The sequence below is a fragment of the Mycobacterium sp. AMU20-3851 genome, assembly GCF_043974665.1.
Taxonomy (GTDB): domain Bacteria; phylum Actinomycetota; class Actinomycetes; order Mycobacteriales; family Mycobacteriaceae; genus Mycobacterium.
This window is the reverse complement of record NZ_CP146371.1, coordinates 2,100,490-2,118,947: the sequence shown is the minus strand read 5'-3', so window position 1 is coordinate 2,118,947 and position 18,458 is coordinate 2,100,490. Positions and strand designations below refer to the sequence as shown.

The following is an 18,458-nucleotide window of genomic DNA, read 5'->3' as shown; positions in this document are numbered from 1 at the left end:
GAGGATCACCAGGAGGCCCGCGCAGCATCGCTGCGCGGGCCTCCTCGGTTTCTGGGTCGGGCAGAGGTTTCCGGGTCGGGCAGAAGGGACGAGACACATGCGACTGTGGTCGTTGCACCCACGGGCCCTGGACAGCCGCGGCCTGGTGGCCTGCTGGCGAGAGGCGCTGCTGGCCCAGAAGGTGCTGCAGGGCACGACGAAGGGGTTCCGGGAACATCCTCAGCTCGACCGTTTCAAGGCCTATCCGAGCCGGGCGGCGCCCACTCCCCTACCCTGCATCGGCGCCTACCTCTGGGTGGTGGCCGAGGAGGCGCAGCAGCGCGGCTACAAGTTCAACCGGGACCTGATCGTCGAGCCGCCGGACGCGGTGGTGCCATTGATCGACGTGGCCATCGGCCAGATCGACTACGAGCGTTGGCTGTTGGCCGCGAAACGCCGGGAGCGCGGCAGCGCCCCGGAGGGCTTCGGGCCCGCCGACGTCGATCCGACACCGCATCCGTTGTTCCAGACGGTGCCCGGCCCCATCGAACCGTGGGAGCGCGTCCTGCCCGCGTTCGGCTGACCCGGACGGGTCACCCCGGCAGCAGGTCAGTTGGCGCCGGTCACCGCGCGCAACTCGCGCAGGTAGAACCACGGCAGCACCGGCATCGCGACGGTGACGATCCCGGCGATGATGTAGAACGCGATCGCCGCGCCCCCGCTGTCGGTGGCCATCAGGTAGGTGGCGGCGCCGACGGCAAGGACACCGGCCCCCACCGCGCACGCGATGGACAGTGCGCACCGCACGTACACCTGGTCGACGAGCGCGGCACCGCGGGCGCCCAGTCCGCCGGCGTCGCCGACGCTGCGCGCGGTCTCCTGTCGGCGCCGTTCTGCCCGGGTGGGGACCGCGGCGATGTCCTCGGCCACCGATCCGCCGGCCGGGGTGTAGTCACGGATCGAGCGGTGCCCGCCCTGCCGGCGGGCCCGCACCAGCAGCGGGATCGCGATCACGATCACCGCCGCCGAGACGCCGATGACCGTGTACAGCACCCACGGCGTCTCCGATCCCGATGCCTCCGAGATCTCGGCGCGTACGGTGCCGCGTCCATTCGCCAGATCGACCAGGGCCACCGTCGCGGCGACCGCCGCGCCCAGGGCCAGCAGCCAGATCGCCGCGCAGGCCCCGAGCAGGATGCGTTCCAGGTTGTCCGGGCCGGACAGCGTGCGTCGGGTTGGTTCAGTGTCTTTGAGCATCAGCAACTCGTCTGTGCGGCATTACCGGTGTTGGACGACAGCACGGTGCCGTCGCTGGTGGTGATCGAGCAGTTCAGCCGGCTCACCAGGAACAGGCTGGACGCCTGCACCGAGCCGACCTCGGACTGCGAAATCGGGGTCACCGTCAACGACCACGGGATGTAGACGTTGCGCTGGGTGCGGCTGCGCCCTGACGCGTCGATGTAGGTGACGGTGATGATGTCGCCGGGCGCCTTGGTGCCGGTGACCGAGTAGGTCACCTGGCGCGGACCGGGCGGCCGCGTGGTGGTCGGCGGAGGCGGCGGCGCCTCGCTGGTGACCGGCGGCGGCGCCGGTTCCTCGGCCGGCGGCGGAGGCGGCGGTGGCTCCTGCGTCACCGTCACCGTCTCGGGCGGCGGTGGCGGCGGCTCCTCGGTTGTCGGAGGCGGAGGTGGCGGCGGCTCCTCGCTGGGTGGCGGCGGGGGCGTCGTGGTAATCGCATCCTGCACCGGCGGGGCCGTGGTGGTGGATGTCTGCGGGTTGGCCAGACCGGTGGTGTCGGTCCGGGTGACCAGCAGCGCGACCGAGGCGACCAACGCGACGGCGGCGATGATGGCCACCACACCGACCACCCAGGGCCAGCGCGGGGGCGGGCCCTCCTCCGCATCGGTCAGCGCATAGTTGTCGTAGTCGTAGAGCGCCGGATCCGGCGGCACGTACGGCGCGCTGCTGAACTGCTCCGATTCCGGGGCGGAGTATGCCCGGGAATGGATGTCGGTCTCGTCGGTGCCGGATTTCTTGTCCGCACCCGAAGACTCCGGTCCTGACGGCCCGCTCATCTGCTACTACCTCGGCCTATCCTTCTCGACTGCTGCCTCGGCAACACTACCCAACCAGGCGACGGCGGGGACCACGCCACCACGGCACGTCAGCGAACTGACGCACGGTTGTGACCTGGCGGGAAAGAGGTCAGTGCTTCTCGGGGCCGACGTAGTACTCGAAGACCAGCCCGGCCGCGGACGCCAGCACGAAGCAGATGCCCGCAACCATCAGCCACGGCAGCCACAGGGCGGTACCGACGGCGGCGATCGAGAAGGACAGCGCGATCAGGACCGGCCACCAGCTGTGCGGGCTGTAGAAGCCCAGCTCGCCGGCGCCGTCACTGATCTCGGCGTCTTCGTAGTCTTCCGGCCGGGTGTCGAGACGACGCGCGACGAAGCGGAAGAACGTACCGGTGATCAAGCTCAGCCCGGTGGTCAGCACCAGCGCGGTGGTACCGGCCCACTCCACGCCACCGGTGGCGAACATCGCGGTCAGGACGGCGTAGACGATCGCGCACAGCGCGAAGAACGCGGTCAGGAACTCGAACAACCTGGCTTCGATATGCATGTGTCAATCCCTACTTGCTCGCCTGGGCGGGAGCACCAACCTGCTCGCCGCGACGGGAATCGAACGGAGCTGTCGTGGTGGCCAACGGAGCCTGGTTGATCGCCTCCAGCGCCTGGGCGTTGGTGAGGCCGGCGGTCCGGGCGTCGAGGTAGGCCTTGAAGTCGTTGGGCTCGACGACGCGCACCTCGAAGTTCATCATCGCGTGGTAGGTACCGCACATCTCGGTGCAGCGTCCGACGAAGGCACCGGTCTGCTCGATCTCGCTGACCTGGAACACGTTGTCGGAGTTGTTCTCCTTGGGGTTGGGCAGCACGTCCCGCTTGAACAGGAACTCCGGCACCCAGAAACCGTGGATCACGTCGGCCGAGGCGATCTGGAACTCGATGCGCTTACCCTTGGGCAGCACCAGGACCGGGATCTCGGTGCTGGTGCCGAGGGTCTCGATCTTGTCGAAGTTCAGGTAGCTGCGGTCTTCGCCGTTGCGGCCGGCGATCGGGCCGACCTGCTTGATGCCGTGCGCATCGACGCCCTCGGGCACCGACTCCATGGCCGCCTTGCGCTCGTTGTCGACACCGTCGTAGGACAGGGTGCCGTCGGTGAACTCGACCTTCTGGTAACCGAATTTCCAGTTCCACTGGAAGGCGGTCACGTCGATGACGACCTCAGGGTTGGGATCCTTGTGCAGCATCCGCTCCTGCACGACCACGGTGAAGTAGAACAGCACCGAGATGATCAGGAAGGGCACCACCGTCAGCACCAGTTCCAGCGGCATGTTGTAGCCGAACTGGCGGGGCAGTTCGGTGTCGGTCTTCTTCTTGCGGTGGAAAGCGCTGGTCCAGAAGATCAGCGCCCACACGATGCCGCCGACGACGAACGACGCGATGACCGACCAGACCCACAGGTCACGGTTCAATCGGGCTTCGGGGGTGATGCCATCGGGCCACCCCAGTCCGAATACGTCCTGGTAGTTGCAGCCACTGAGCAGGATGGTCATACCACCCAGGACCACTGACAACGCCACCAAACGGTACCCGCGAGCGGTCACGTCGGCGCCTCCTAAATGAAGTCGGTGAACCGCAGCGCGGTCGGTCAATCTTGGCGAATACTACGCAGCGTAGACCACGCCTCCCGGAGTGAGCGAAGCGACCGACCGATTCGGCATACTGGCCCGGTGTGCGGACTGCTGGCGTATCTGACCGACCCGTCCGTCGAGACCTCCCCCGCGCTGGTCGAGGCGGTTTCGGGAGCCTCGCATCTGATGCGGCACCGTGGCCCGGACGAGCCCGGGACCTGGTCGGACGGCGACATCGTGCTCGGTTTCAACCGTCTTTCCATCATCGACATCGCGCACAGCCATCAACCGCTGCGCTGGGGTCCGCCGGAGTCCCCGGACCGGTACGCGTTGGTGTTCAACGGAGAGATCTACAACTACCTGGAGCTCCGCGAGGCGCTGCGCGACGAGTTCGGTGCGGTGTTTCACACCGACGGCGACGGTGAGGCGATCGTCGCCGGATTCCACCACTGGGGCACCGAGATCCTGACCCGGCTGCGGGGCATGTTCGCCTTCGCGCTGTGGGACACCGAGACCCGTGAGCTGCTGTGTGCGCGGGACCCGTTCGGGATCAAGCCGCTGTATCTGGCCACCGGTCCCGGCGGCACGGTCGCCGGCAGCGAGAAGAAGTGCCTCCTGGACCTGGCCGCGACGGCCGGGCTGGATCTCGGGATCGACGAACGCGCGGTGCAGCACTACACCGTCCTGCAGTACGTGCCCGAGCCCGAGACGCTGCAGCGCGGGATCCGGCGCCTGGAGTCGGGCTGTTACGCCCGTGTCCGGCCGGGACAGGAACCCGAGATCAGCCGCTACTTCCGGCCGAAGTTCACCGCTGTGCCGTTCAAGGCCGGCGCCGAGCAGGCCCGCTATGACGAGATCACCGCGGTGCTGGAGGACTCCGTCGCCAAGCACATGCGCGCCGACGTCACCGTGGGCGCGTTCCTGTCCGGTGGGATCGACTCGACGGCCATCGCCGCATTGGCGATGCGGCACAACCCGCGGCTGATCACGTTCACCACCGGCTTCGAGCGGGAGGGCTTCTCCGAGATCGACGTCGCGGTGGAGTCGGCCAAGGCGATCGGCGCCCGACACGTCACCAAGGTGGTGAGTGCGGCCGAGTTCGTCGCCGCCCTGCCCGAGATCGTCTGGTACCTCGACGAGCCGGTGGCCGACCCGGCGCTGGTGCCGCTGTTCTTCATCGCCCGCGAAGCCCGCAAGCACGTCAAGGTGGTGCTCTCCGGCGAGGGCGCCGACGAACTCTTCGGCGGTTACACCATCTACCGGGAACCGTTGTCGCTCAAAGCTTTCGACTACCTGCCACGTCCGGTGCGGCGGTCGCTGGGCCGGGCGTCGCAGCCGCTGCCCGACGGCATGCGCGGCAAGAGCCTGCTGCACCGCGGGTCGTTGACGCTGCAGGAGCGCTACTACGGCAACGCGCGCAGCTTCTCCGATGCGCAGTTGCGCGCGGTGCTGCCCGGGTTCCGGCCGGAGTGGACGCACACCGATGTGACCGCGCCGCTGTACGCGTCCTCCGACGGCTGGGATCCGGTGGCCCGGATGCAGCACATCGACCTGTTCACCTGGCTGCGCGGGGACATCCTGGTGAAGGCCGACAAGATGACCATGGCGAACTCCCTGGAACTACGGGTGCCGTTCCTGGATCCCGAGGTGTTCGCGGTGGCATCCCGGCTGCCGTACGACCAGAAGATCACCCGCACCACCACCAAGTACGCGCTGCGCCGGGCACTGGAGCCGATCGTGCCCGCGCATGTGCTCAACCGGCCCAAGCTGGGCTTCCCGGTGCCGATCCGACACTGGTTGAAGGCCGGCGAACTGCTGGACTGGGCGCATGCCACGGTGTCCGCGTCGCAGGCCGGTCACCTGATCGACCTGGCCGGGGTGCGCACCATGCTTGAGGAGCACCGCAATGGCGTCAGTGATCACAGCCGCCGGTTGTGGACGGTGCTGATCTTCATGCTGTGGCACGCCATCTTCATCGAGGGCAGCGTCACCCCGCAGATCAGCGAACCGACCTACCCGGTGCAGCTCTGATTTCCGCCCAACCGAACAAACGGCAGCAGGTCAGCCCAGCGCCGCCTCAGCCGATGCCGGCGCCGAGCGCCTTGGAGATCTCGGTTCCGGCTTCCTCGCCGTAGGCGGCGGTCAGCCGGCTGATGGCCGATTCGCGGTTCCAGCTCCATTCCTGCGGGCCGGGGGCCTCCAGCACCAGGGTGGCGACCATGGACGCCAACTGCGCGGACCGTTCCAGGCTCAGCCCGGCGGCCCGGCCGGTCAGGAAGCCGGCGCGGAACGCGTCGCCGATACCGGTCGGGTCCTCCTGGTGGGTTTCCGGGACGACGTCGACGTGGATGAACGTGCCGCCGTCACCGCCCGCTCCCGACACAATATCGACGCCCTTCTCCCCCAGCGTGGTGACGCGCAGCTTGATCTGGCTCATCACCTGCGCCTCGGACAGGCCGGACTTCTGCAGCAGCAGGTCCCACTCGTAGTCATTGGTGAACAGGTAGGTCGCCCCGTCGATGAGGCGGCGGATCTCCTCACCGGAGAGCCGGGCCAGCTGCTGGGACGGGTCTGCAGCAAACGCCAGCCCCAGGGAACGGCACTCCTCGGTGTGCCGGAACATCGCCTCCGGGTCATTGGCACCGATGATCACCAGTTCCGGTGCGCCACTGCGCTTCACGAGGTCGGCCAGGTCGATGTTGCGGGCCTCGGACATGGCACCGGGGTAGAAGGAGGCGATCTGCGCCATCGCCTCGTCGGTGGTGCAGACGAACCGCGCGGTGTAGGCGGACTCGGAGATCAGCACATTGTCGGTGTTGACGCCGTGGTCGTTCAGCCACTGCCGGTAGTCGCCGAAGTCCTGACCGGCCGCACCGACCAGCGCCACATCACCACCGAGCACCCCGATGGCGAAGGCCATGTTGCCCGCGACGCCGCCGCGGTGGATGACGAGGTCGTCGACCAGGAAGCTCAACGAAACCTTCTGCAGGTGCTCCGGCAGGAGTTGTTCGGAGAACTTGCCGGGGAACTTCATCAGATGGTCGGTGGCAATGGAGCCGGTCACGGCAATGGTCACTGGAGAAGCCCTTCGGTGTTCTTTAACGTCGCTAAGCGAACACTACAGAGGCGAGCACCCGCCCGCTTCGGTCCACGGTGGACACCACCCGGTGCGCTAGCCTGCAGGTGACTACGCCGAGCGGTCGGCTCCGACCGTCCGGCGCCCGCCCCGATCCCGGAAAGCAACCGATGTCCGGTCCTGTGCCGTATCCCGAATCCACTCCCCCGCAAGGCTTTCCGCCGAACCAGGGACCTCCGTTCACGCCGCCGCAGGCGGGCCCGTTCCCCGGTTCGTATCCGGGGCCGCTGCCGCCGCCGGTGCAGTATCCGAAACGCAAGCCGGTCCGCCTGATCCTGGCCGCGGTCGCCGCGGTGATCGTGGTGGCCGCCGCCGTCGGGGCGGTGCTGGTGATCTCGGCGGCCGAGGACGAGCCGGCCGCCGCGATGACCCCGGACACCGCCAAGACCGCCATCCAGGGTTTTCTGGATGCGCTGACCGACGGGGACGACCAGGCGATCGCCCGGCACGCGCTGTGCGGGCTCTACGACGCGGTCGATGACCGCAACTCGGACCTGGCGCTGGCCGATCTGACCTCGGACGCGTTCCGCAAACAGTTCACCCAGGTCGAGGTGGTCTCGGTGGACAAGCTGGTGCCGTGGTCGACGAGTCAGGCCCAGGCGCTGTTCACCATGAAAGTGGTGGCGCCCGGCTCGGGCCGCGGTGCGGCCAAGGTCGGTAGCGAACTGCAGGTGGTGGCCCAGCTACTGCAGTCCGATGACGAGATTCTGGTCTGCTCCTACGTCCAGCGGGCCCGGTGAGCCCGCTGGACGGTCAGCGGATCAGTTGAACGAATCGCCGCAGGCGCAGGAGCCGGTGGCGTTCGGGTTGTCGATGGTGAAACCCTGCTTCTCGATGGTGTCGACGAAGTCGATGGTGGCGCCCTGGATGTACGGCGCGCTCATCCGGTCGACGGTCAGCGCCACGCCACCGAACTCGGTGGTCAGGTCGCCGTCGAGGGTGCGGTCGTCGAAGAACAGGTTGTACCGCAGGCCGGCGCAACCACCCGGCTGCACGGCGATGCGCAGGGCCAGATCGTCACGACCCTCCTGATCGAGCAGCGCCTTGGCCTTGCTGGCGGCCGCCTCGGTCAGCACCGCACCATGGGTTTCGGTGGTGGTGTCGTCCTGAAGAGTCATTGCAGTCTCCTGAAGTACCGGTAGTGATTGGCGCAATCGCGATGTAGTCAACGGTACCTTGCCGGCGTGCTATTCCCGACCCGTGCGCGGGGATCAGTCGGGCCAGTCGGCCGCGGTGCGCTGGGACAGTCCCCGTAACTGCGTCCGGGCTTCGTCCATCGCCCGCTGCACGGATCCGGCGAATTCGCTGATCGAGTGGGCCGCGGCGATACCGGCCGCTCCCAGCGCAGCCGGATCGAGGGTGACCTGCCCGGCCAGCACCAGCACCGGGGTTCCGCGTTCGCGGGCCCCGCCGGCCAGCGCGCTGACCACCTTGCCGTGCAGCGATTGGTCGTCGAAACGGCCCTCACCGGTGATGATGAGGTCTGCGGCGGCCACGTCCGCGGCCAGATCGGTGTGCTCGGCGATCACCGCGGCCCCCGGCTCCCGGCGCCCGCCCAGCGCCAGCAGGGCGGCGCCGATCCCGCCGGCCGCACCGGCCCCCGGCTGATCGGCGACGTCACCACCGAGTTCGGCGGCCCAGGACCGCAGCCGGTCCTCCAGCAGTTCGACGGTGGCCGGGTCGGCCCCCTTCTGCGGACCGAACACCGCGGCAGCACCCATCGGTCCCAGCAGCGGGTGTTCGACGTCACTGGCGGCGATCAGTTCGATGCCGGCCAGCCGGGACCTCGCCTCGGACAGTCCGCCCAGCGCCTCGACGAGTCCGCGGCCGCCGTCGGTGCACGAACTGCCCCCGAGACCGACGACGATCCGCCGGGCGCCCGCATCCACCGCGGCGGTCATCAACTCACCCACTCCCCGGCTGTCCGCGGCCACCGCGGTCTCCGGGTCGGGGTGCCGGCCGAGCAGTGTCAGCCCGCACGCCTGCGCGCATTCGATGTAGGCGGTGCCGTCGTGCAGCACCCATTGTGCGTCGGTCCAGGTGCCCAGTGGACCGTGCACCGTCGCCGTCCGCCGCCCGCCGAGCCGGCTGGCCAGGACGTCGACGAAGCCGGGGCCGCCATCGGACTGCGGGGCCAGCGTCAGCCGGTCGCTGCCGCGGGCCGCCGCCCAGCCCGCGGCGATGGCCTCGGCGGCCTGCACCGCGGTGAGGCTGTCCCCGTAACAGTCCGGCGCGATCAGCACTCCCAGGCCCGTCATTCCAGCAGCGTAGAGCCTGGGTTTCGGAGGTGCATGCCGGGCGGTCGGCGGCCGGGAAGTAATCTGGACGGCGTGAATCTGCTCGGCCGCAAGAAGGACAATCCGTCACCGGACGACGACGAGTCGACGCCTCAGGCGGCCCCCGCCGGGGACGACACGACTCCCCGGGTGACCGCCCCGAAGGGCCGGCCGACTCCCAAGCGCAGTGAGAGCAGCCGTCGGCGCGGCCCCGTCGCCCCGGCCCCGATGACCACCGCCGAGGCACGCAAGCGCCGCAAAGAGGTCGGCGGCCCCAAGCTCACCAAGGAAGAGAAGCGCGCCCAGAAGCTGACCCGGCGCGCCGACATGGCCGACCGCCGGGAACGGATGATGGCCGGCGAGGACGCCTACCTGCTGCCCCGCGACAAGGGACCGGTCCGTCGCTACGTGCGCGACCTGGTCGACGCCCGCCGCAACCTGCTGGGCCTGTTCATGCCGATTGCGCTCGGCCTCATCCTGATCACGCTGTCGGTGCCCTCGCCCGCTGTGCAGCAGCCGCTGTCCTTCGCGATGCCGGTGCTGCTGGTCGTGATGGCCATCGACGGTGTGCTGGTGGGCCGGTACGTGAACCGCAAGGTCGACGAGAAGTTCCCGAACAACACCGAGACCGGTTTCAAACTCGGTTTCTACGCCGCCAGCCGCGCCTCGCAGCTGCGCCGGATGCGGGCGCCGCGGCCGATGGTCAACCGCGGCGACGACGTCTGACTCGGTATATGCCCGGCCGCTCCGCTGACCCTGGGGTGCGGGTATTGGTCCTCGGCGGGATCCGGTCGGGCAAGTCGCAGTGGGCCGAGACCGATATCGCCGCGCCGGCCGTGCGCTACGTGGCCACCGGCCGCACCGACTCCGGGGATCCCGAATGGTCGCGACGCGTACAGGCCCATCGCAGCCGCCGCCCGGTGCACTGGTCGACCCTCGAAACCGCCGATGTGGCTACGGCATTGCGCACCGACAACCGGACCGCGACGCTGGTCGACGACATCGGTGGCTGGCTGACCGCCACCATGGACCGCCGCGACGCCTGGAACGGCGGGTCGGTGAGCGCCGACATCGACGAATTGTGCGTCGCTGTCCGGGGATTCACCGGCAGACTGAGTCTGGTGAGCCCGGAGGTGGGGTTGACGATCGTCCCCGCGACTGCCGGTGGCCGGTTGTTCGCCGACGAACTGGGCACGCTCAACCAGCGGCTGGCCGCGCTGTGTGACCGGGTGGTGCTGGTGGTGGCCGGGCAGCCACTGGTCGTGAAGGAGAGCATGTGAGCACGTTCCCTGCGGTGGTCCCGCCGGATCCCGAGGCCGAGCGCGCCGCCCGGGCCCGGCAGCGCAGCCTGACCAAACCGCCCGGGTCGCTGGGCCGGCTGGAAGACCTTTCGGCGTGGGTGGCGGCCTGCCAGGGCACCTGTCCCCCAAGTCAATTCAGCCGTGCCCGGGTTGTGGTGTTCGCCGGTGATCACGGGGTCACCGCGGCGGGGGTCTCGGCCTTCCCGTCCGAGGTGACCGCGCAGATGGTGGCCAACTTCGACGCCGGCGGAGCCGCGATCAACGTGCTGGCCGAACTGGCCGGCGCCGGGGTCCGCGTGGTGGACATGGCGGTGGACGGCGACCCGCGCGATGACGCCATCGGCGCACACCGGATCCGCCGCGGCAGCGGGAACATCACGGTCGAGGACGCGCTGACCGCCGAACAGGCCGCCGACGCCGTCGCGGCCGGGCGCACCATCGCCGACGAAGAGGTGGACGCCGGCGCCGACCTGCTGATCGCCGGCGACATGGGTATCGGGAACACCACGCCGGCAACGACTTTGATCGCCGCACTGACCGGCTCGGAGCCGGTGGCGGTGATCGGGCGCGGCACCGGTATCGACGATGCGGGCTGGGCCCGTAAGGCGTCGGCGATCCGCGACGCGCTCTACCGGGCCCGCGGCGCCGTCGCCGATCCGTTTGCGCTGCTGCGGGTGTGCGGAGGCGCCGACCTGGCCGCGATGGCAGGTTTCCTGGCTCAGGCCGCGGTACGGCGCACCCCGGTGCTGCTCGACGGCGTGGTGGTCACGGCGGCCGCACTGGTCGCCGAGCAACTCGCCCCGGGCGCATCGGCCTGGTGGCGGGCCGGGCACCGGTCCACCGAACCCGCGCACACCCTGGCGCTGCGGCACCTGGAGTTGGAGCCGATCCTGGATCTGCGGATGTGCCTCGGGGAGGGCAGTGGTGCCGCGGTCGCGCTGCCGGTGCTGCGCGCCGCGGTGGCCACCCTGGCCTCGATGGCCACCTTCGCCGAAGCCGCAGTGGCCGGCGCCCCCGACTCTGACTCATGATCGCCTCGCTCGCTTCGGCTTTCGCGTTCAGCACCGTGCTGCCGATCCGAAGCGACCGACCGTTCGGGCGCGGCGCGCTGACCGCACTCCCGGTTGTCGGGGCGGTGCTGGGTGGCGTGGCCGCGGCAGTGGTCTGGGCGGGTGCCGAACTGTTCGGGTCCGGCCCGCTGCCGGGTGTGCTGGCGGTCGCGGCGCTGCTGCTGCTCACCCGCGGCCTGCACATCGACGGGTTGTCCGACACGGTCGACGGGCTGGGTTGCTACGGGCCCCCCGAGCGTGCGCTGACGGTGATGCGCGGCGGCACGGCCGGACCGTTCGGCGTGGCCGCCGTCGTGGTGGTGCTCCTGGTGCAGGGCCTGACCTTCGGCGCCGTCGGACCGGAGGCGGTTATCGTCGCCGTGCTGGCGGGGCGGGTCGCGGTGCTGGTCACCTGCCGGCGTTCGGTGCCGGCCGCGCCCGGCAGCACCCTGGGCACACTGGTCGCGGGCACCCAGCCGGTCTGGGTGGTGGCAGCCTGGGCGGTGGCCCTGGCCGCCGCGGCGGCGTTCGCCACCCCGCGGCCGTGGCAGGGTCCGTTGGTGGTGCTGGTGACGCTGGGCCTGAGCGCGGTGCTGGTGGCGCACTGCGTGCGCCGGTTCGGCGGCATCACCGGCGATGTGCTGGGCGCATCCGTCGAGGTCACGACCACGCTCACGGCGCTGGGTCTGGCTATCCATTAGCGTCGAAGGGGTGAGTGCGCCGACTTTCACGCTGGACAACCGCTTCGCCACCGACCTGCCCGAGCTGGCGATCAGCTGGCAGGCACAATCCCCGCCCGCCCCGACCCTGTTGCTGCTCAACGAGGCATTGGCCGATGAGCTGGGCCTGGATCCGGACTGGCTGCGTACCCCCGACGGTGTCGGCCTGCTCACCGGCACGACGCTGCCCGCGGCGGCGACGCCGGTGGCCCAGGTGTACGCGGGCCACCAGTTCGGCGGGTTGCAGCCGCGCCTCGGCGATGGCCGGGCGCTGCTGCTCGGCGAGTTCGGCGACGGCCGGGACCTGCACCTCAAGGGTTCGGGCCGGACACCGTTGGCGCGCGGCGGGGACGGGCTGGCCGCGGTCGGGCCGATGGTCCGCGAATACCTGATCAGTGAGGGCATGCACGCCCTGGGCATCCCGACCACGCGCTCACTGTCGGTGGTGGCCACCGGCGCGTCCGTGCACCGGGAGACGCCGCTGCCCGGTGCCGTGCTGGCCCGGGTGGCCGCCAGCCACCTGCGGGTCGGCAGCTTCCAGTACGCCGCCGGCACCGGGGACCTCGGGCTGCTGCGCCGACTGGCCGATCACGCGATCGCCCGCCATCATCCCGGCGCCGCGGCGGCCGCCAATCCGTATCTGGCGCTGTTCGACGCGGTGATCACCGTGCAGGCGCAGCTGGTGGCGCGCTGGATGCTGGTCGGATTCATCCACGGCGTGATGAACACCGACAACGTGACGATCTCCGGCGAGACCATCGACTACGGGCCGTGCGCGTTCATGGACACCTTCGACCCGGCGACCGTGTTCAGTTCCATCGACAGCTGGGGCCGCTACGCCTACGGCAACCAGCCGGCCATCACCGGATGGAACCTGGCGCGGTTCGCCGAGACGCTGCTGCCGCTGATCGACGACGACGTCGAGAAGGCCATCGAGGTCGCCACCGAGACCCTCGGTGGGTTCGCGGCCCGCTACCAGGAGGCCTGGCGCGCCGGGATGCACGCCAAGCTGGGCCTGCCCGCAGGTACCGATGACGCGCTGGTCGACGAGCTGCCCGCGCTGCTTGAGGAGCACAAGCTGGACTACACCTCGTTCTTCCGGGGCCTGGCGCGCGGCGACGTGGCGTTGGGGCTGATGAACTGGGTACCGCGCTGGCGCGCACATCAGCCCGACACCGCGGCGATGGACCGGGTCAACCCGGTCTACATCCCGCGCAACCACCTGGTCGAGGAGGCGCTGGCGGCCGCGACCGCCGGTGATCTGGAACCTGCGGCCCGCCTGCTGGACGTGCTCGGCGATCCGTTCACCGAACGGCCCGGGCTGCAGCGCTACGCCGCACCCGCATCCGAGGACTTCGCCGCGGGGTACCGCACGTTCTGCGGGACCTAGCGGCACCCGTCCAACGGGTCGCTCAGTTGAGCTTGGCCATCCAGCCGTGGGTATCGGCGAAGGTGCCGCGCTGGATACCGGTCAACGTGTCACGCAGGGCCATGGTGATCTCACCCGGCTTACCGTCGGCGATGGTGAACTCACCGTCGCGGTGCTTGACGTGCGAGACCGGGGTGATGACGGCGGCGGTACCGCAGGCGAACACCTCGGTGATCTCGCCCGCGGTGGCCTTCTTCTGCCACTCGTCGACGTCGATCTTGCGTTCCTCGATCGCGAAGCCGGCGTCAGTTGCCAACTGCAGCAACGAATCCCGGGTGATGCCCGGGAGCAGCGAACCGGACAGCTCCGGTGTCACCAGGCGCGCCGAGCCACCGCTGCCGAACACGAAGAACAGGTTCATCCCACCCATCTCTTCGACGTAGCGACGCTCGATCGCGTCCAGCCACACCACCTGATCGCAGCCCTGCTCGGCGGCCTGGGCCTGGGCCAGCAGCGAGGCGGCATAGTTTCCGCCGAACTTGGCGGCGCCGGTGCCGCCCGGCGAGGCCCGCACGTACTCGTGGGACAGCCAGACGCTGACCGGCTTGATGCCGCCCTTGAAGTACGCCCCGGCGGGCGAGCCGATCACCAGGTAGCGGTATTCGTCGGCGGGACGCACACCCAGACCGGGCTCGGTGGCGATGATGAACGGACGCAGGTACAGCGATTCCTCACCGCCGGCGGCGGGCACCCACTGCTCATCGACGGCGATCAGCTGGCGCAGCGACTCCAGGAACACGTCGGTGGGCAGTTCGGGGATGGCGAGCCGGTGCGCCGAACTCTGTAGCCGGGCGGCGTTGGCCTCCGGCCGGAACGACACGATGGAACCGTCGGCCCACCGGTAGGCCTTCAGCCCCTCGAAGATCTCCTGGCCGTAGTGCAGCACGATTGCCGACGGGTCCAGCTCGATCGGGCCGTACGGCACCACCTGCGCGTCGTGCCAGCCGTCGGCCCTGTTGTAGGACACCGACACCATGTGGTCGGTGTGATAGCGACCGAACCCCGGGTCGGCGAGGATGCCGGCTCGTACTTCATCGCTTGCCGGAGTGCTGGTGCGGGCAAGCGTGAATCCGAGAGGGCCGTCAGTCATGGACCGATTGTATCGCCCGAGGCTAGCGAGTTTTTACCGCCACGAACGGTGGGGTCACCACCTCGCATTCCAGTGCCCGGCCCCGCACGTCGACGGTGACCGTCTGCCCGTCGGTGATGCCGGCCGCACTGTCGATCAGCGCCAGCGCGATACCGACTTTCAGTGTCGGAGAGAAGGTTCCCGACGTGGTGACACCGATGGGCGCCCCACCATCGAGGACCGTCAGGTCGGCGCGCAGCACTCCCCTGCCCAGCGCCTTGAGCCCCCGCAGCACCCGCTTCGGGCCGGCCTGCTTCTCGGCCAGCAACGCTTCGCGGCCCCAGAACTGCTCCTTCTTCCAGCCCACCGCCCAGCCGGTGCGTGCCTGCAGCGGTGAGATGCCGAGCGAGAGCTCGTGCCCGTGCAGCGGGTAGCCCATCTCGGTGCGCAGGGTGTCCCGGGCGCCGAGGCCGGCCGGCTCACCACCGGCGGCGCGGACGGCCTCGAGGAGCGCGTCGAACACCACGCCGGCGCGGTCCCATTCCGGCAGCAGCTCGAACCCGTGCTCACCGGTGTAGCCGGTGCGGCACACCCGGGTGAACACACCGTCGAACTCGGCGTCCGCGTAGCCCATGTAGTCCATCGAGGTGGGCAGGCCCAGGTGAGCGACGATCTCGGCGGCTTTCGGACCCTGCACCGCGAGCACCGCGTAGGAGCGGTGCTCGTCGGTGATGGTCAGCCCGGCCGGGGCGTGACGCTGCAATTCGGCGACCACCGCCGCGGTGTTGGCCGCGTTGGGTACCAGGAAGATCTCGTCGTCGGACACGTAGTAGGCGATCAGGTCGTCGATCACTCCACCAGATTCGTTGCAGCACAGCGTGTACTGCGCTTTGCCCGGGCCGATGCGGTCGAGGTCGTTGGTGAGCGTGGCGTTGACGTAGGCGGCCGCACCCGGCCCGCGTACCAGCGCCTTGCCCAGGTGGCTGACGTCGAAGAGGCCGACGGAATTCCGGGTGGCGTTGTGCTCGGCGACGGTGCCCGCATACGACACCGGCATCAGCCATCCACCGAACTCGGCGAAACTGGCGCCCAGCGCGCGGTGGCGGTCTTCCAGCGGTCCGTGCAGCAGATTGTCAGTCACGAACACACCCTAAGCCCGCCATGCTGGCGGCACACTGATCCGGTGGTGGACTTCGACGCGCTGGAAGCGGCCGGCATCGCCGATCCGCGCGGCCGGCGCGCCCTGATCGAGTACCTCGACGGGCTGGGTTTCACCGCCGAGGAGATGGTCCAGGCCGAGCGGCGAGGACGGTTGTTCGGACTGGCCGGTGACGTGCTGCAGTGGTCGGGCCCGCCGGAGTACAGCCTGCGGTCGGCGGCCGAGACGCTGGGCCTGCCGGTCCAGGACGTGGCACGGGCCTGGGCGGCCCTGGGTCTGACGGTGGACGGCCCAGATGAGCCCGCATTGAGCAAGGCCGACGTCGACGGCCTGGGCACCTGGGCCGATATCCGGCGGATCCTCGGCGACGAGGCGGCCACCGGGTTGCTACGGGTGATGGGGGCCAGCATGGCGCGGCTGTCCGAGGCCATCTCGTCGACCATCCGGGCCGGCTCTCCGGACATCCAGATCGAGCAGTCCCACGATGAGCTGCGCACCGCCCGGGCGTACCGCGCCGCGGCCGCGTTCGTGCCGCGCCTGGGCGAGATGATCGACGCGGTGCACCGCCACCACCTGATGAACACCCGCCGCTATTTCGAGCACGTGGTGCGTGACGGGTCGGCAAATGTGGTCTGCGGTATCGGGTTCGCCGATCTGTCCGGATTCACCTCACTCACCCAGACGCTGACCACCGTCGAGCTGTCCGAACTGCTCAACGAGTTCGGTGCGGCCACCGCCGATGTCGTGCACTCGGCGGGTGGCCGGCTGGTCAAGTTCATCGGTGACGAGGTGATGTGGGTGGCCTCCGATCCCGGGCAGTTGCTGCGGGTGGCACTCGGCATCGTCGGGCACCCGCGGGCGGCCGAGGCCGGGCTGCAGATCAGGGCGGGTCTGGATTACGGCACCGTGCTGGCCATCAGCGGGGACTACTTCGGCAACCCGGTCAACCGGGCGGCCCGGCTGGTCTCCGCCGCCGCACCCGGCCAGATCCTGGTTTCCGAGGCGGTGCACACACTGATGCCCGAACAACCGACCGGCCCTCCGCAGGCGCTGAGCCTGAAAGGGTTCAGCGAGCCGGTCACCGCGTATCCGCTGATCTGATTAGGGTGAACGGGGTGAGCAGCGCATCTGGCTACCAGGCCCCCACCGTCACCGTCAGCTCGTCCCTGCCCGCCAGGGGCCTCTCCGAGGCCGTCCTGGTCGTCGGCGTCGTCACCGGCGACGACGGCCCGGTGGTGGCCGAGGCTCAGACCCACCTGTCCGCCGACGCGACCGCCGCGATCGAGTCCGGGCTCAAGGCGCTGGGTGCCACCGGCGGCGAGGGCCAGCTGCATCGCCTGGTGATCGACGAGCTCCCGGTGGCCAGCGTGCTGACCGTGGGGCTGGGTGAGGCGCGGGACTGGCCCGCCGACACCATCCGCCGGGCGGCCGGTGCGGCGGCCCGCTCGCTGGACAAGGTCGGCACCGTGGTGGCCGCGCTGGCCGCGGTGGACCTGGAGGCCACCGTCGAGGGTCTGATCCTGGGCGCCTACCGCTTCAACGACTTCCGCAGCGACAAGACCGCGCCCAAGGACAATGGTCTGGGCAAGATCGTCGCACTGGCTGCCGACGCCAAGGCGGTGACGAAGGCTGTAGCGCAGCGCGCCGTGGACATCGCCTCGTCGGTGGCGACCGCCCGGGACTTCGTGAACACGCCGCCGAGCCATCTCTATCCTGCCGAATTCGCCAAGCAGGCAAAGGCTTTGGGCGAAGCGGTCGGCCTACAGGTCGAGGTGCTCGATGACAAGGCGCTGGCCAAGGGCGGCTACGGCGGCATCGTGGGGGTGGGCAAGGGCTCGTCCCGGCTGCCGCGCCTGGTGCGGCTGACCCATAAAGGCAAGGGCCGCAACCCGAAGCGGGTCGCACTGGTCGGTAAGGGCATCACCTTCGACACCGGCGGCATCTCCATCAAGCCGGCCGCCAACATGCACCACATGACCTCCGATATGGGTGGTGCGGCCGCCGTCATCGCCACGGTGGTGCTGGCCGCCAAGCAGGACCTGCCCATCGATGTGATCGCGACCGTGCCGATGGCCGAGAACATGCCGTCGGCCACCGCACAGCGGCCCGGCGATGTACTGACCCAGTACGGCGGCATCACAGTCGAGGTGCTCAACACCGACGCCGAGGGTCGGCTCGTCCTGGCCGACGCCATCGTGCGGGCCTGCGAGGACGATCCGGACTACCTCATCGAGACGTCCACCCTGACCGGCGCGCAGACGGTGGCCCTCGGTGCCCGCACCCCGGGTGTGATGGGCAGCGACGAGTTCCGCGACCGGGTGGCGGGGCTGTCGCAGGAGGTCGGTGAAAACGGTTGGGCCATGCCGCTGCCCGAGGAGTTGAAGGACGATCTCAAGTCGACGGTGGCCGACCTTGCCAATGTCAGCTCGTCGCGTTACGCGGGCATGTTGGTCGCCGGTGTGTACCTGCGCGAGTTCGTCGCCGAGGGTGTGCAGTGGGCGCACATCGACATCGCCGCGCCCGCCTACAACACCGGTGGGCCGTGGGGTTACACGCCCAAGGGCGGTACCGGGGTGCCGACGCGCACCATGTTCGCGGTGCTGGAGGACATCGCCGCGAACGGCTGATGCGGCGAAAGCCGCTG

The 18,458-nt window shown here is 69.6% G+C and carries 19 protein-coding genes; 10 read left to right on the top strand and 9 right to left on the bottom strand.

Annotated features, from left to right (window positions below; all coding sequences use genetic code 11):
- Window positions 1–97 precede the first annotated feature (97 nt).
- On the top strand, window positions 98–562 hold the full coding sequence (locus V4U86_RS10200) for a pyrimidine dimer DNA glycosylase/endonuclease V (protein WP_395311118.1): 465 nt from the start codon (window positions 98–100) through the stop codon (window positions 560–562).
- A gap of 26 nt (window positions 563–588) precedes the next feature.
- Here the strand turns inward: V4U86_RS10200 and V4U86_RS10195 are convergent, their stop codons facing one another.
- From V4U86_RS10195 to V4U86_RS10180, 4 genes are all read right to left on the bottom strand, one after another.
- Window positions 589–1,236: a DUF2561 family protein gene (locus V4U86_RS10195; protein ID WP_395311117.1), complete on the bottom strand. Its 648-nt coding sequence runs from the start codon at window positions 1,234–1,236 to the stop codon at window positions 589–591.
- A complete protein-coding gene (locus V4U86_RS10190) occupies window positions 1,236–2,054 on the bottom strand; it encodes an MmpS family transport accessory protein (protein WP_395311116.1) in 819 nt (272 codons plus the stop codon). Before V4U86_RS10190 ends, V4U86_RS10195 begins: the two co-directional genes overlap by 1 nt.
- A 130-nt stretch (window positions 2,055–2,184) precedes the next feature.
- Window positions 2,185–2,604 carry a cytochrome c oxidase subunit 4 gene (locus tag V4U86_RS10185; protein ID WP_395311115.1) on the bottom strand — a complete coding sequence of 140 codons (420 nt, stop codon included), beginning with the start codon at window positions 2,602–2,604 and terminating at the stop codon, window positions 2,185–2,187.
- Window positions 2,605–2,614: 10 nt separating this feature from the next.
- Window positions 2,615–3,649 (bottom strand): aa3-type cytochrome oxidase subunit II, encoded by a 1,035-nt coding sequence (locus V4U86_RS10180; protein ID WP_395311114.1) that lies wholly within the window; start codon window positions 3,647–3,649, stop codon window positions 2,615–2,617.
- Between the two features lie 126 nt (window positions 3,650–3,775).
- Between V4U86_RS10180 and asnB the strand changes: the two genes are divergently transcribed.
- Complete coding sequence (asnB, locus tag V4U86_RS10175) at window positions 3,776–5,707, top strand: asparagine synthase (glutamine-hydrolyzing) (RefSeq protein WP_395311113.1); 1,932 nt, start codon at window positions 3,776–3,778, stop codon at window positions 5,705–5,707.
- A 46-nt stretch (window positions 5,708–5,753) separates the two neighbouring features.
- On the opposite strand, the gene V4U86_RS10170 is transcribed toward asnB, so the two are convergent.
- Window positions 5,754–6,752 carry a carbohydrate kinase family protein gene (locus V4U86_RS10170; RefSeq protein ID WP_395311112.1) on the bottom strand — a complete coding sequence of 333 codons (999 nt, stop codon included), beginning with the start codon at window positions 6,750–6,752 and terminating at the stop codon, window positions 5,754–5,756.
- 170 nt (window positions 6,753–6,922) lie between these two features.
- Between V4U86_RS10170 and V4U86_RS10165 the strand changes: the two genes are divergently transcribed.
- Complete coding sequence (locus V4U86_RS10165; protein WP_395311111.1) at window positions 6,923–7,552, top strand: hypothetical protein; 630 nt, start codon at window positions 6,923–6,925, stop codon at window positions 7,550–7,552.
- Between the two features lie 21 nt (window positions 7,553–7,573).
- On the opposite strand, the gene V4U86_RS10160 is transcribed toward V4U86_RS10165, so the two are convergent.
- Complete coding sequence (locus tag V4U86_RS10160; RefSeq protein WP_395311110.1) at window positions 7,574–7,930, bottom strand: HesB/IscA family protein; 357 nt, start codon at window positions 7,928–7,930, stop codon at window positions 7,574–7,576.
- Between the two features lie 93 nt (window positions 7,931–8,023).
- Window positions 8,024–9,070 carry a glycerate kinase family protein gene (locus tag V4U86_RS10155; RefSeq protein WP_395311109.1) on the bottom strand — a complete coding sequence of 349 codons (1,047 nt, stop codon included), beginning with the start codon at window positions 9,068–9,070 and terminating at the stop codon, window positions 8,024–8,026.
- Between the two features lie 72 nt (window positions 9,071–9,142).
- On the opposite strand from V4U86_RS10155, the gene V4U86_RS10150 reads away from it, so the two are divergent.
- The 5 genes from V4U86_RS10150 to V4U86_RS10130 are packed head-to-tail and all read left to right on the top strand — an operon-like array spanning window position 9,143 to window position 13,547.
- Window positions 9,143–9,814 (top strand): DUF3043 domain-containing protein, encoded by a 672-nt coding sequence (locus tag V4U86_RS10150; RefSeq protein ID WP_395311108.1) that lies wholly within the window; start codon window positions 9,143–9,145, stop codon window positions 9,812–9,814.
- 35 nt (window positions 9,815–9,849) lie between these two features.
- On the top strand, window positions 9,850–10,368 hold the full coding sequence (locus tag V4U86_RS10145; protein ID WP_395311987.1) for a bifunctional adenosylcobinamide kinase/adenosylcobinamide-phosphate guanylyltransferase: 519 nt from the start codon (window positions 9,850–9,852) through the stop codon (window positions 10,366–10,368).
- Window positions 10,365–11,420, top strand: a complete 1,056-nt coding sequence (cobT, locus tag V4U86_RS10140; protein ID WP_395311107.1) for a nicotinate-nucleotide--dimethylbenzimidazole phosphoribosyltransferase — start codon at window positions 10,365–10,367, stop codon at window positions 11,418–11,420. The genes V4U86_RS10145 and cobT overlap by 4 nt, the downstream gene beginning before the upstream one ends.
- On the top strand, window positions 11,417–12,139 hold the full coding sequence (locus V4U86_RS10135; protein ID WP_395311106.1) for an adenosylcobinamide-GDP ribazoletransferase: 723 nt from the start codon (window positions 11,417–11,419) through the stop codon (window positions 12,137–12,139). The genes cobT and V4U86_RS10135 overlap by 4 nt, the downstream gene beginning before the upstream one ends.
- 10 nt (window positions 12,140–12,149) lie before the next feature.
- A complete protein-coding gene (locus V4U86_RS10130; RefSeq protein ID WP_395311105.1) occupies window positions 12,150–13,547 on the top strand; it encodes a protein adenylyltransferase SelO in 1,398 nt (465 codons plus the stop codon).
- Between the two features lie 22 nt (window positions 13,548–13,569).
- On the opposite strand, the gene V4U86_RS10125 is transcribed toward V4U86_RS10130, so the two are convergent.
- Both V4U86_RS10125 and gcvT read right to left on the bottom strand, forming a co-directional pair.
- Entirely contained in the window at window positions 13,570–14,676 is a 1,107-nt protein-coding gene (locus V4U86_RS10125; protein ID WP_395311104.1) for a branched-chain amino acid aminotransferase, read from the bottom strand.
- A 22-nt stretch (window positions 14,677–14,698) separates the two neighbouring features.
- The gene (gene gcvT / locus V4U86_RS10120; RefSeq protein WP_395311103.1) at window positions 14,699–15,796 is read right to left on the bottom strand and encodes a glycine cleavage system aminomethyltransferase GcvT; all 1,098 of its coding nucleotides are present in this window, start codon (window positions 15,794–15,796) and stop codon (window positions 14,699–14,701) included.
- Between the two features lie 42 nt (window positions 15,797–15,838).
- On the opposite strand from gcvT, the gene V4U86_RS10115 reads away from it, so the two are divergent.
- Window positions 15,839–16,915 (top strand): adenylate/guanylate cyclase domain-containing protein, encoded by a 1,077-nt coding sequence (locus V4U86_RS10115; RefSeq protein ID WP_395311102.1) that lies wholly within the window; start codon window positions 15,839–15,841, stop codon window positions 16,913–16,915.
- 14 nt (window positions 16,916–16,929) lie between these two features.
- Window positions 16,930–18,441 carry a leucyl aminopeptidase gene (locus V4U86_RS10110; RefSeq protein ID WP_395311101.1) on the top strand — a complete coding sequence of 504 codons (1,512 nt, stop codon included), beginning with the start codon at window positions 16,930–16,932 and terminating at the stop codon, window positions 18,439–18,441.
- Window positions 18,442–18,458: the final 17 nt, after the last annotated feature.

Excerpts from the sequence above, each read along its gene's own strand:
- V4U86_RS10165 (WP_395311111.1), top strand. The coding sequence starts at position 6,923 with ATGTCCGGTCCTGTGCCGTATCCCGAATCCACTCCCCCGCAAGGCTTT.
- V4U86_RS10155 (WP_395311109.1), bottom strand. The coding sequence starts at position 9,070 with ATGACGGGCCTGGGAGTGCTGATCGCGCCGGACTGTTACGGGGACAGC.
- V4U86_RS10135 (WP_395311106.1), top strand. The coding sequence starts at position 11,417 with ATGATCGCCTCGCTCGCTTCGGCTTTCGCGTTCAGCACCGTGCTGCCG.
- V4U86_RS10125 (WP_395311104.1), bottom strand. The coding sequence starts at position 14,676 with ATGACTGACGGCCCTCTCGGATTCACGCTTGCCCGCACCAGCACTCCG.
- V4U86_RS10190 (WP_395311116.1), bottom strand. The coding sequence starts at position 2,054 with ATGAGCGGGCCGTCAGGACCGGAGTCTTCGGGTGCGGACAAGAAATCC.
- V4U86_RS10200 (WP_395311118.1), top strand. The coding sequence starts at position 98 with ATGCGACTGTGGTCGTTGCACCCACGGGCCCTGGACAGCCGCGGCCTG.
- V4U86_RS10185 (WP_395311115.1), bottom strand. The coding sequence starts at position 2,604 with ATGCATATCGAAGCCAGGTTGTTCGAGTTCCTGACCGCGTTCTTCGCG.
- V4U86_RS10195 (WP_395311117.1), bottom strand. The coding sequence starts at position 1,236 with ATGCTCAAAGACACTGAACCAACCCGACGCACGCTGTCCGGCCCGGAC.
- V4U86_RS10160 (WP_395311110.1), bottom strand. The coding sequence starts at position 7,930 with ATGACTCTTCAGGACGACACCACCACCGAAACCCATGGTGCGGTGCTG.